Annotated in this window: 9 protein-coding genes; 4 read left to right on the forward strand and 5 right to left on the reverse strand. The window is 69.6% G+C overall.

Going from position 1 to position 11,583, the window contains the following annotated elements; all coding sequences use genetic code 11:
- Nucleotides 1–2: 2 nt before the first annotated feature.
- Nucleotides 3–902, forward strand: a complete 900-nt coding sequence (locus tag DI269_RS26310) for a C40 family peptidase (protein WP_198667772.1) — start codon at nucleotides 3–5, stop codon at nucleotides 900–902.
- 55 nt (nucleotides 903–957) lie between these two features.
- Here DI269_RS26310 and DI269_RS26315 read toward each other — a convergent pair whose 3' ends face one another.
- On the reverse strand, nucleotides 958–2,004 hold the full coding sequence (locus DI269_RS26315; protein ID WP_232822912.1) for a TerC/Alx family metal homeostasis membrane protein: 1,047 nt from the start codon (nucleotides 2,002–2,004) through the stop codon (nucleotides 958–960).
- 269 nt (nucleotides 2,005–2,273) lie between these two features.
- On the opposite strand from DI269_RS26315, the gene DI269_RS26320 reads away from it, so the two are divergent.
- Both DI269_RS26320 and DI269_RS26325 read left to right on the forward strand, forming a co-directional pair.
- Nucleotides 2,274–2,564 carry an antibiotic biosynthesis monooxygenase family protein gene (locus DI269_RS26320; RefSeq protein ID WP_112141584.1) on the forward strand — a complete coding sequence of 97 codons (291 nt, stop codon included), beginning with the start codon at nucleotides 2,274–2,276 and terminating at the stop codon, nucleotides 2,562–2,564.
- Nucleotides 2,565–2,643: 79 nt separating this feature from the next.
- Nucleotides 2,644–4,059 carry an ATP-binding protein gene (locus DI269_RS26325; protein ID WP_112141586.1) on the forward strand — a complete coding sequence of 472 codons (1,416 nt, stop codon included), beginning with the start codon at nucleotides 2,644–2,646 and terminating at the stop codon, nucleotides 4,057–4,059.
- A 4-nt stretch (nucleotides 4,060–4,063) separates the two neighbouring features.
- Here DI269_RS26325 and uvrB read toward each other — a convergent pair whose 3' ends face one another.
- Nucleotides 4,064–6,121 (reverse strand): excinuclease ABC subunit UvrB, encoded by a 2,058-nt coding sequence (uvrB, locus tag DI269_RS26330; protein WP_112141588.1) that lies wholly within the window; start codon nucleotides 6,119–6,121, stop codon nucleotides 4,064–4,066.
- A gap of 78 nt (nucleotides 6,122–6,199) precedes the next feature.
- On the opposite strand from uvrB, the gene DI269_RS26335 reads away from it, so the two are divergent.
- Nucleotides 6,200–7,621 (forward strand): hypothetical protein, encoded by a 1,422-nt coding sequence (locus DI269_RS26335; protein ID WP_157975230.1) that lies wholly within the window; start codon nucleotides 6,200–6,202, stop codon nucleotides 7,619–7,621.
- A 58-nt stretch (nucleotides 7,622–7,679) separates the two neighbouring features.
- Here DI269_RS26335 and DI269_RS26340 read toward each other — a convergent pair whose 3' ends face one another.
- The 3 genes from DI269_RS26340 to rpsA form a co-directional block, all read right to left on the reverse strand.
- Complete coding sequence (locus tag DI269_RS26340; protein ID WP_112141592.1) at nucleotides 7,680–8,540, reverse strand: hypothetical protein; 861 nt, start codon at nucleotides 8,538–8,540, stop codon at nucleotides 7,680–7,682.
- Nucleotides 8,541–8,799: 259 nt separating this feature from the next.
- On the reverse strand, nucleotides 8,800–9,990 hold the full coding sequence (coaE, locus tag DI269_RS26345) for a dephospho-CoA kinase (protein WP_112141594.1): 1,191 nt from the start codon (nucleotides 9,988–9,990) through the stop codon (nucleotides 8,800–8,802).
- 80 nt (nucleotides 9,991–10,070) lie between these two features.
- Nucleotides 10,071–11,567 carry a 30S ribosomal protein S1 gene (gene rpsA, locus DI269_RS26350; RefSeq protein ID WP_112141596.1) on the reverse strand — a complete coding sequence of 499 codons (1,497 nt, stop codon included), beginning with the start codon at nucleotides 11,565–11,567 and terminating at the stop codon, nucleotides 10,071–10,073.
- Between the last annotated feature and the right edge of the window lie 16 nt (nucleotides 11,568–11,583).

Genomic DNA, 11,583 nt, shown 5'->3' on the forward strand with positions numbered 1-11,583 from the left:
CCGTGGCAGTCGCGACCCTCTGGGCCCAGCCCTCCGCCGCCGGGCCCGAGGACCGGCTCGCACTGGGCGTGCCGTCCGCCATCCGCGAATGGGTCGCCCGGCTCACCAACGACATCCGCGCCAACGGCCTCAAGGGACGCGTGCGCACCCAGTGCCTCCTCGGCACCCGCGTCGACGTCGAGCAGGTCGCCGACGGCTGGGCGAAGGTCACCTGCCCGTCGCAGGAGACCACCGGCTGGGTCCCCCTCGACCAGCTCGTGCACCCCGCCGACTCCAGCACCGGCGGCACCGAGTACCTCGTCAGCGCCACCGCCACGGCGGTGCGCGACGAGCCCGGCGGGGACGTGTCGATCCCCGGGGTGACCCTGGGGACGCGCCTGCGGGTCGTGGGCGAGGCGTACCGGGGCTGGGTGCCCGTGGCCCTGCCGGGGCCGCAGCAGCCCGGCTGGGTGCCCCAGCGCGACCTCACGGCCGAGCCTGCCGCGGACCTGTCGGCGCCCTCGACGGCGATGGTCGCCGCGGGCCTGGACGCGGTCAAGCTCGCCCAGCAGCTGCTGGAGATCCCCTACCTGCACGGCGGCGTCAGCGCCTACGGCATCGACTCCCCCGGGCTGGTGTGGATCGTCTACCGCCAGTTGGGGATCGACGTGCCGCGCTTCAACGAGGCGCTCATCGAGTCGGGCGAGGGCGTGGCCTTCGAGGACCTGCACCCGGGCGACCTGGTGTTCCTCGAACACGGCGGCGACCCGAAGACCCCGGCGATCATGGCCGAGCGCAGCCAGTCCGACCTGCCCGAGGTGATCTTCTCCTCGCCGGTCTACGGCAAGGTCGTGGCCGAGTCGCTCAAGGACTCCGAGCTGGCGCGCATCACCGCGTGCCGGCGCCTGCCCGTCAGGGCCTAGACGCACGAGAACGGCCCGCCTCCGTGACGATGGAGGCGGGCCGTTCCGTGTTTCGCTAGAGCTTCTCGGCGCCCGCGGTGGCCGGGACGTGCTGCTCGGCCTCGGCCTCGGCGAACAGCTCCTTCCAGGTCTTGCCCTCGCGGCGCAGGATGATCGCGTTGGCGACGACGACCAGGGTCAGGACGCCGGCGATGACGCCCAGGGAGAGCGCGGTCGGGATCTCGGGGATCGAGTCGATGTGCTCGCCGCCGTTGATGAACGGCAGCTGGTTCTCGTGCAGGCCGTGCAGGACGAGCTTGACGCCGATCCAGCCCAGGATCGCGGCCAGGCCCAGCGAGAGGCCCTTGAGCGACTTGAGCAGGGCCGCCAGCAGGAAGTACAGCTGGCGCAGGCCCATGAGCGCGAAGATCGTGGCGGTGAAGACCAGGTAGGGCTCCTGGGTCAGGCCGAAGATCGCCGGGATCGAGTCGAGGGCGAACAGGATGTCGGTCGAGCCGATCGCGAGCATCGCCAGCAGCAGCGGCGTGACGTACTTGACGCCGTTGATGCGGGTCGAGAGCTTGCCGCCGTCGTAGTCGGGGGCCACGCGCAGGCGCGACTCGGCGAAGCGCATGAACCCGTTCTGCGGCATGTCCTCGTCGTGGCCGCCCTTGTCGCGCAGCTGGCCCCACGCGGTCCAGATGAGGATCGCGCCGAAGATGAGGAAGACCCAGCTGAAGCGCTCGATGAGGACCGAGCCGACCGCGATGAACCCGCCGCGCAGGATGATCGACAGGACGATGCCCACCAGCAGCACCCGGGACTGGAGCGCGTCGGGGACCTTGAAGGACTGGATGATCAGCAGGAAGACGAAGAGGTTGTCGACCGAGAGCGCCAGTTCGGTGAGGTAGCCGGCGTAGAACTCGCCGCCGAACTGGGGGCCTTCAGTGATGAGGATGAGCGCGCCGAACAGCAGTGCCGCGCCGACGTAGACGCCGGCCCACGTCGCCGATTCCTTCGTGGAGAGTTTGTGGGGGTTGCGGACCGCCATCACCAGGTCGAACACGACGACTGAGGCGAGACCGATCATGGTCAGCGCCCAGGCCCAGGCCGGGAGTTCCAATGTGTTGCCTTCCTTGACATCTGGAGGGTCACATGGTCTCTCCCGATCCTGACGGACCAGCGTCACCGGGGACCGATGGCGGTCCCGTGCATTGACGACGACGCTAACAGCGCTTGGCGCTGCGGGATACTCCCCACATACCTGATTTTGAACAGACGCGACTATTCTGCCTGCCGGAATCCGACTTGTCACCAGTCAGATTTGTGACTTCTCTCTCGACAGTACCGCGGGTGCACGGAGTGTGAGGAATCCTGTGGGAGGCTCCGCGCATGGTTCTGGAAGTCGCTGAAATCAAGATCACCCCCGGCCAGGAGGACGCCTTCAAGGAGGCGTACCGCACCGCCCGCACCTTCGTCGAGGTCTCCCCCGGTCTGCGCTCGATGCGCATGACCCAGGGCGTGGAGAACCCGGGCCGCTTCGTGCTCCTCATCGAGTGGGACTCCGTCGAGGCCCACGAGCAGGGCTTCCGCGAGACCGACCGGTTCCCCAAGTGGCGCGAGGCGATCGGCCCGTTCTTCGCAGCACCGCCGTTCGTCGAGCACGTCGCCGACATCGACTAAAAGTATAGTCAACGATACTCTTTCAAGATACAGTATACTCTTGTAGAGTACCGTTTTCTATACTCTTCAGGAGGCGTGGATGGAGTTCTTCGGCCGCGAGCGCGAGCTCGCCCAGCTCCGGCGCACCTGGGACGCCGTCGAGGACGGCGGCACCGGGCAGTGCCTGATCATCCGCGGCCGCCGCCGCGTCGGCAAGTCGCGGCTCATCGAGGAGTTCCTGCGCCGCACCGACGCGCCCTCGGCGTACTTCACCGCCTCCGGGATCCCCCCGGCGCTGGAGCTCTACGACTTCACGCAGGTCGTCCTCGCCTCCGACCTCCCCGAGGCCGACGTCTTCGAGACCCCGCCGCCCACCTGGCACAGCGCCATGCAGCTGCTGGCGCAGATCCTCCCCGCCGACCGCCCCAGCATCGTCGTCCTCGACGAGCTCCCGTACCTCACCGAGCAGGTGCCCGGCTTCGAAGGCACGCTCCAGACGGTGTGGGACCGGGTCATGTCCCGCAAGCCGGTGCTGCTCCTGCTGGTGGGCTCGGACCTGTCGATCATGAACGCGCTCAACACCTATGAGCGCCCGTTCTACCAGCGCGGCAACCCGTTCCTCATCGAGCCGCTGACCCCGGCCGACGTGCAGGACATGACCGGACTGTCGCCCGCGCAGGCGATCGACGCGCACCTGGTCACCGGCGGGATGCCGCGCCTGTGCCTCCAGTGGCCGAAGGGGGCGAACCTGGACGGGTTCCTCCAGTCGGCACTGGCCGACCCGGTCGGCCCGTTCATCACCCTGGGCGAACTCACGCTCGCCGGAGAGTTCCCGCCCGAAGCCCATGCCCCCCATGTGCTCGCGTCGATCGCGTCGGGCGAGCGGACGTTCACCTCGATCCTCGGCGACGTCGACATCAGCCGCATGACCCTCTCGCGCGCGCTCGCGATCCTGGTGGAGAAGGGCATCGTGGCGGCCGAGACGCCGCTGTCGGCCAAGCCCTCCAAGGAGACCCGCTACCGGATCACCGATTCCTACCTGCGGTTCTGGCTGGGCCTGGTGCGCCCGTTGCTGGGCGTGATCGAGCGCGGCAGGTCCGACCGCGCCCAGCGACGCATCGAGGCGAGCTGGCCTTCGTGGCGCGGCCGGGTGGTCGAGCCCCTGGTCCGCGAGTCACTGGCCCGGCTGGTGCCGGTCGAGGGCGCCGACTGGTGCGACCCGGACGCGGCGGTGGAGGTCGGCGGCTACTGGACGCGGTCGAACGACGTGGAGATCGACCTCGTCGGCGCCGACCGGCGCCCGGTCGCCAAGCGCGTCGGGTACCTGGGGTCGGTCAAATGGCACGAGACCGCCCCGTTGGCGCGCAAGGACTTCACGGCGCTGGCCGCCGCGGCGACCCGGGTGCCCGGGGCCGGCGCGGAGACGCCGCTGATCGGCGTCTCGCGCGCCCGCTCGGAGACCGGCCCGTGGTCGGCGGTGTTCTGCGCCGAGGACCTGGTGAACGCCTGGCGGTAGGCGCTCAGCCGCCGGCCTGCTCGATCTCGCGCAGCTCGCGCTTGAGGTCGGCGATCTCGTCGCGGTAGGCCGCGGCCAGTTCGAAGCGCAGTTCGCGTGCGGCCGTGAGCATCTGCTCGTTGCGTTCGTCGATCTGCTGGAGGATCTCCGAGCGGACCTTGCCCGCGCCCTTGGTGTTCGCGGCTTTGCCGCGGACGGGGCGTTCGGCGGCGACGAGCTTCGCGGTCTCGGCCGCGGAGTCGTAGAGGTCCTCCATGATGTCGCCGATGCGCTTGCGCAGCGGCTGCGGGTCGATGCCGTGCGCGGTGTTGTAGGCGACCTGCTTCTCGCGGCGCCGGTCGGTCTCGTCGAGCGCGGCCTTCATGGAGTCGGTGAGGTTGTCGGCGTACATGAGCACGGTGCCCGAGACGTTGCGGGCGGCTCGGCCGATGGTCTGAATCAGCGAGGTCGCCGAGCGCAGGAACCCCTCCTTGTCGGCGTCGAGGATCGCCACGAGCGAGACCTCGGGCAGGTCGAGGCCCTCGCGGAGGAGGTTGATGCCGACCAGGACGTCGTAGTCGCCGCGGCGCAGCTCCCCGAGCAGTTCGATGCGGCGCAGGGTCTCGACCTCGGAGTGCAGGTAGCGGACGCGGATGCCGTTGTCGAGGAAGTAGTCGGTGAGGTCCTCGGCCATCTTCTTGGTGAGGGTGGTGACCAGGACGCGCTCGTCCTTCTTGGCCCGCTCGCGGATCTCGTGCATGAGGTCGTCGATCTGGCCCTTGGTGGGCCGGACCTCCACGTGCGGGTCGATCAGGCCGGTGGGGCGGATGACCTGCTCGACGAACTTGCCGTTCGTCTCGGCCATCTCCCATTTGCCGGGGGTGGCCGAGAGGTACACGCTCTGGCCGACCCGCTCGCGGAACTCGTCGAACCGCAGGGGCCGGTTGTCCTGGGCGCTGGGGAGGCGGAAGCCGTGGTCGACGAGGTTGCGCTTGCGGGAGGCGTCGCCTTCGGACATGGCGCCGATCTGGGGGACGGTCTGGTGGGACTCGTCGATGATCGTGACGAAGTCGGAGGGGAAGTAGTCCAGGAGCGTGTGCGGCGGCGACCCGGCCGGGCGGCCGTCGATGTGCCGCGAGTAGTTCTCGATGCCGTTGCAGGTGCCGGTCTGCTTCATGTTCTCCAGGTCGAAGACGGTGCGCATGCGCAGCCGCTGGGCCTCCAGGAGCTTGCCCTGGCCTTCGAGTTCGGCCAGGCGCTCTTCGAGTTCGACCTCGATGTCGCCGATGGCGCGCTTCATGCGGGCGTCGCCGGTGGCGTAGTGGGAGCCGGGGAAGATCAGGACCCGGTCGACCTCGCGGATGACGTCGCCGGTGATGGGGTGCAGGTAGTAGAGCCGGTCGATCTCCTCGCCGAACATCTCGATGCGGATCGCGAGCTCTTCGTAGGCGGGGATGATCTCGATGGTGTCGCCGCGGACGCGGAAGGTGCCGCGGGTGAAGGCGATGTCGTTGCGGGCGTACTGGACGTCGACGAGGCGGCGCAGCAGCTTGTCGCGGTCCCACTCCTGGCCGACGGCGACCTCGGTGGCCTGTTCGAGGTACTCGGCGGGGGTGGCCAGGCCGTAGATCGCCGAGACGGTGGCGACGACGACCACGTCGCGCCGCGTCAGCAGCGAGTAGGTGGCGCGGTGGCGCAGGCGCTCGACCTCCTCGTTGATCGAGGCGTCCTTCTCGATGTAGGTGTCGGTCTGGGCGACGTACGCCTCGGGCTGGTAGTAGTCGTAGTAGGAGACGTAGTACTCGACGGCGTTGTTGGGCAGCAGCTCGCGGAACTCCTTGGCCAGCTGCGCGGCGAGGGTCTTGTTGTGGGCCATGACCAGGGCCGGGCGCTGGAGCTTCTCGATCAGCCACGCCGAGGTCGCGGACTTGCCGGTGCCGGTGGCGCCCAGCAGCACGGTGTCCCTCTCGCCCGAGCCCACCCGTTCGGCCAGCTGCGCGATCGCGGTCGGCTGGTCTCCGGAGGGCTGGTACTCGCTGACCACCTCGAAGCGCCCGTCGGCGCGGGGAATATCGAATGCCACGGCCCAACGGTAACCCCGGGGTCCGACACTCTCGGGCTCCGGCGGTGACTTTTCCGGTTCCGACTCGTTGGTCCCTGCGTGAGCTCCACTACCTCGATTCCATTCAAATCGGCCCTGATGTGGGTCGTCGCCATCATCGCCGCGGTCGCCGTGGCCGGCTGGTTCGCCGTCTCGTGCAGCCCCGGCAACTCGCAGGCCGAGCGGCCCGTCAGCGACGAGGAGGCCGCGCTGCTGGCGGGCATGCGCCAGAAGAACCACGAGGCCGCGCCGGTCGCGCTGCGGATGAGCCTGCCGGTCGAGGGTGAGACGCTCACCGTCGACGGCTACCTGGACTGGCAGGTCCCCATGGCCTACGCGCGCGTCCCCGACGGGGCCGGCGGGTACGAACTCGTCCAGGCCGTCCCGGGGCTGATCGCCACCAGCGCCGACGACGAGCCCGCGTTCGCCGAGGTCCGCGTCCCCGAGGACGGCTGGACGACCCGGGCGATGCTCTCGGGCGCCGGTACGCAGCTGGAGACGACCCTGGACATCCTGGTGTCCTCCCTGTTCACGCTGACCGCCGAGGCGGCCGACGACCCGGCGAAGCTCGCCGAGGACGCGGTCTGGCGCGAGGAGGGCATCATCGACGGGGAAGCGGTCGACTCGTTCCGCGCCCCGATCATGGTCGAGACCGATGAGCAGGCCAGCGAGAGCGCGGCCCCCGAGGCGGCCCCGGAGGCCCTGTACTCGCTCGACGGCGACGGGAACCTGCGCCGCTTCCAGGTCAACACCGGCGCCGAGAACCTCTCGGCGGTCGACTTCCTGCGCGAGGTGTCCTTCGACGCCGCCGGCCTGGTCCCCGTCGACCTGCTCGGCGGTCCGCAGATCGCCCCCGAGGCGGTCGACGAGGACCTGGCCGGGACGATCGCGGACCTGCGCGCGAAGAACTGGTCCGAGTCCGCCGAGGTCGCCCTCAGCGTCCCGGTCGGCGACGACCAGGTCGCGACCGGTACCGGGTCGGTCGACTGGCGGACCATGACCGCGTACCTGCACCTGAGCGACGCGAACGGGCAGCGGCTGCTGCTGGCGCGCCCCGGCGGGTTCGCGACCCTCGCGGTCGAGGACGGCGAGCTGCCCGAGACGCCGCCGACCGAGGGCTGGGAGATCCACGAGCTCACCGACGAGGACGTCTCGTCGAGTTTCGGAGCGGTCGAATCGCTGGTGTACCGGCTGCTCGAGATGGCCGCCGAGGAGAGCGACGACGAGGACGCGATCGCCGAGCAGGCCTGGCTGCTGCGCACCGACGGGACCGAGGACGAGCCGGTGTCGATCGTCGAGTTCCCCGTCAACGGCGACGCCGCGGCCGAACCGGGCCGCTCGGCGTACCGCTACCACGTCGCCGACGAGCGCCTGACCGAAGTGGAGATGATGACCTACTACGGGGTCGCCAGCGCCGACGTCGACTACGAGGACTACCCGATGGTGCCGGTCCCGGCCGCCGTCGAGGAGCGGATCGGCTGAGCCGCAAGGACAACGCCGCGGGCCCGGTCGATCGACCGGGCCCGTCGTGCGTCAGGCGTCAGACGGCGCGCTGCGCCTCCAGGCGGCTGAGGGTCGCGAACAGGTGCGTGCGGGCCTCCTCGGGCAGCTCGCGGTTCTCCACCCAGTCGAGGAGGATCTTGTAGGCGGCGCGGACGCGCAGCAGGACCAGTTCGGCCGCGGCGGTGATGCGCCGGATCCACGGGGCCTCGGCGGAGCCGACGATCTGCCACAGCACCTCGACCGCGGCGGTCCGGTTGACCGGCGCCCAGGCCCGGACGGCTTCGAGGCGCACCCCGAAGCTGACCTCGGCGTCGGTGGCGAGGGCCTTGATGGACTCCTCGGAGTCGCGCGGGGCCAGCGGCTTGAGCGCGACGGCCGCGCGCAGGCGGCATTCGGCGTCGACGGCGGAGCGGGCGATGACCAGGACGGCGAGGCGCTGCTGGGTCTCGTCGGCGATCAGCCGTGCGGCCGTGAGGCGCGCGAAGGGGTCGTTGCCGCCGTCGAGGGCGAACAGGAACAGGGCCTCGACCGCGGCCGCGGGTTCGCAGCGGCGGTACTCCTCGGCCATGGCGAGCCGGTGGCCCTGGTCGCGGTAGCGGTCCTGGATGGTGTTGCGCAGCGTCCACCGCGAGACCTCGTCGGCGCCGGGGCCGTGGGCCAGGTCGTGGACGGCGCGGTCGCGGTCCTCGCTGTTCTGCTTGGCGTCGAGGATCGCGGCGCGCGCGTCGCGCTGGACGTCGCGCGGGTCCTTGATCTTCGTGTCGATGTGCCGGCATTCGGACCGGGCGTTCTTGCGGCCGAGGCCGATGCGGCCGAGCACGCCGGCCGCGGGGCGGCGCTTGGCGTGGCGCGAGCCCGGCCGGGGGCCGGGGGTCGATGGATTGAGTGGTGAATCCATTGTGGTGGGAATGCTTTCTCTACTCGATCAAGCTGATTGACATCGGCGTGCGAACTGCCGCAGCTCGCCGCCGAGATGGGATGGGTGTCGTCGAACGACTCGTCGAACGCGACTGTTCAGCGTATCAGAATCGGGCACCGGGCATCATACCTGCAATTCCGTCAACTTACTGATACGTCGAGTGACATACGGGGCGACCGGAGACGACTCCGGGCCCGCGGCGTCGCCGCGGGCCCGGTATGTCTCTATTGGACGGTTGTCAGCAGAGCGGCGCGTGCCACCCGTGCTCGGCGGCCCAGGCGTTCGCGCGCGGCCAGCCCTCCGCGTCGAACCAGGGCTCCTTGGCCTCGGCGTAGTCGGTGACCGAGTCGGCGCTGGCGGCGAGCACGCCCTTGGCCTGGGCGTAGTCGGCCCGCGCCTGGGCGTCGGCGCGCAGCCAGTCGCGGAACAGCAGCGCGAACCGCTGGCCGGGCGTGTCGATCGAGCGGAAGTGGATGTGCGCGACGTTGCCGGGATCGGCGTAGCCGTACAGGCGCTTCTCCCACTGGGCGAGGTCCGGGTGCTCCGGTTTGGGCGAGTCGAAGCCCACCCCGCCGTAGAACCCGGCGTCGCCGAGCGCTTCGGCGAAGGCGTCCACGACGTGCAGGGACACGACGGTCACCTGGATGTCGACGACGTCCTTGGCGGGCAGGTTCGCCACGGCCGTGGAGCCGACGTGGTCGATGCGGACCGCGCTGGGGCCCATGACGCGGCGCAGGCGCGCGGCCAGGTGCTCGAAGCGGCGGAACCAGGCCGGGTCGGACTCGACGAACTGGAGCTTCTCGGGCCGGCGCTCGGCGTGCCCGTGCTGGAGGTTCTCGGCGAACGGCTTGATCCGCTCGTCCCACAGCAGCGCGACGCGCCGCTCCAGCTCGTGGACGTCGTCGCCGTTGGACAGGACCACGTCGCACACTTCGCGGCGGTCGGCGTCGGAGGCCTGGGCGTCGATCCTTCGGAGGGCGTCGGCGCGGTCGAGACCGCGCGCGGCGAGCCGTTCGAGCCGGAGCTCTCGCGGCGCTTCCACGTCGATGTTGAGGTGGAAGCCGGGCGCCTGGCCGGTTTCGGCCAGGAGCGGGATGTCTTGGACGACGATGGCGTCCTCGGGCAGGGAATCGGTGATCTCGCGGGCCCGGGCGCGGACGCGCGGGTGGACGATCGCTTCGAGCTCGGCCCTGGCGGGCGGCGAGTTGAAGACGATCGAGGCGAGTTTCGCGCGGTCGAGCGCGCCCTCCGGGGTCAAGACCTCGGGGCCGAAGCGTGAGACGACTGCGGCCAGGCCCTCCGTATCGGGGGCCACGACTTCGCGGGAGAGGGCGTCGGCGTCGATGACGCTCGCCCCGAGCTGCGACAGCTTCTGCGCGACCGTGCTCTTACCGGCTCCGATGCCACCGGTCAATGCGACTTTAAGCACAACTAAAACACTACCCGCCCCAGGCGAACAGCCTGGGACGGGCAGTGGTCGTTCAGTTGAAAGAGTGACGCCAGAAGGTGCTAGTTGCCGGCGAGCTTCTCGCGGAGAGCCGCGAGCGCCTCGTCGGTGGCCAGCGTGCCCTGGGGCTCCGCCGGGGCCGACTTCTTCTCGGAAGTGGCCTTCTTGGCACCCTTCTCACCCTTGGGGGCGGCTTCGCCCTCGGCGGGCTTGGCCGGAGCCTCGGTGATGACGCGCTCGGCGATCTGCTTGCCGTGCTCGTCCCAGCGGGCGCGGGCCTCGGCGTACTGCCGCTCCCACTCCTCGCGGGCCTCGTCGAAGCCCTCCATCCACTCGCCGGTCTCGGAGTCGAAACCGTCGGGGTAGATGTAGTTGCCCTGGTCGTCGTACTGCGCGGCCATGCCGTACAGCGTCGGGTCGAACTGCTCCTCGTTCTCGACGTAGGCCTCGTTGGCCTGCTTGAGCGACAGGGAGATCCGGCGGCGGTCCAGGTCGATGTCGATGACCTTGACCATGGCGTCGGAGCCGACCTTGACGACCTGCTCGGGCACCTCCACGTGGCGCTCGGCCAGCTCGGAGATGTGCACGAGGCCCTCGATGCCGTCCTCGACGCGCACGAACGCACCGAAGGGAACCAGCTTGGTGACCTTGCCGGGCACGATCTGACCGATCGCGTGGGTGCGCGCGAACTGGCGCCACGGGTCTTCCTGGGTCGCCTTCAGCGACAGGGAGACGCGCTCGCGGTCCAGGTCCACTTCCAGGACCTCGACCTCGACCGGCTGACCGACCTCGACGACCTCGGACGGGTGGTCGATGTGCTTCCAGGACAGCTCGGACACGTGGACCAGGCCGTCGACCCCGCCGAGGTCGACGAAGGCGCCGAAGTTCACGATCGAGGAGACCGTGCCCTTGCGGACCTGGCCCTTCGCGAGCTGGTGCAGGAACTCGGTGCGGACCTCGGACTGGGTCTGCTCAAGCCAGGCGCGGCGCGACAGGACCACGTTGTTGCGGTTCTTGTCGAGCTCGATGATCTTGGCTTCGAGCTCGCGGCCCACGTACGGCTGGAGGTCGCGCACGCGGCGCATCTCCACCAGCGACGCGGGCAGGAAGCCCCGGAGGCCGATGTCGAGGATGAGACCGCCCTTGACCACTTCGATGACCGAGCCGCGGACGACGCCGTCCTCGTCCTTGATCTTCTCGATGGTCCCCCAGGCGCGCTCGTACTGGGCGCGCTTCTTGGAGAGGATCAGACGGCCTTCCTTGTCCTCCTTCTGGAGGACGAGGGCCTCAACGTGATCGCCCACAGACACTACGTCTTCAGGGTCGACGTCGTGCTTGATCGACAGCTCGCGCGAGGGGATGACGCCCTCGGTCTTGTAGCCGATGTCGAGCAGGACTTCATCCCGGTCGACCTTGACGACGGTACCTTCGACGATATCGCCGTCATTGAAGTATTTGATGGTCGCGTCGATCGCGGCGAGGAGCTCCTCGTCGGACAGATTCTCGTCGACCGTGCTGTTCTCAGCGTTGCTCGAGGTGGCCTCGATGCTGCTCGTCATGTGGGCTGGTGCTCCG

Origin of the sequence: Glycomyces dulcitolivorans (assembly GCF_003265355.1) — a bacterium.
Lineage (GTDB): Bacteria > Actinomycetota > Actinomycetes > Mycobacteriales > Micromonosporaceae > Glycomyces > Glycomyces dulcitolivorans.

Excerpts from the sequence above, each read along its gene's own strand:
- DI269_RS26325 (WP_112141586.1), top strand. The coding sequence starts at position 2,644 with ATGGAGTTCTTCGGCCGCGAGCGCGAGCTCGCCCAGCTCCGGCGCACC.
- DI269_RS26320 (WP_112141584.1), top strand. The coding sequence starts at position 2,274 with ATGGTTCTGGAAGTCGCTGAAATCAAGATCACCCCCGGCCAGGAGGAC.
- rpsA (WP_112141596.1), bottom strand. The coding sequence starts at position 11,567 with ATGACGAGCAGCATCGAGGCCACCTCGAGCAACGCTGAGAACAGCACG.
- DI269_RS26340 (WP_112141592.1), bottom strand. The coding sequence starts at position 8,540 with ATGGATTCACCACTCAATCCATCGACCCCCGGCCCCCGGCCGGGCTCG.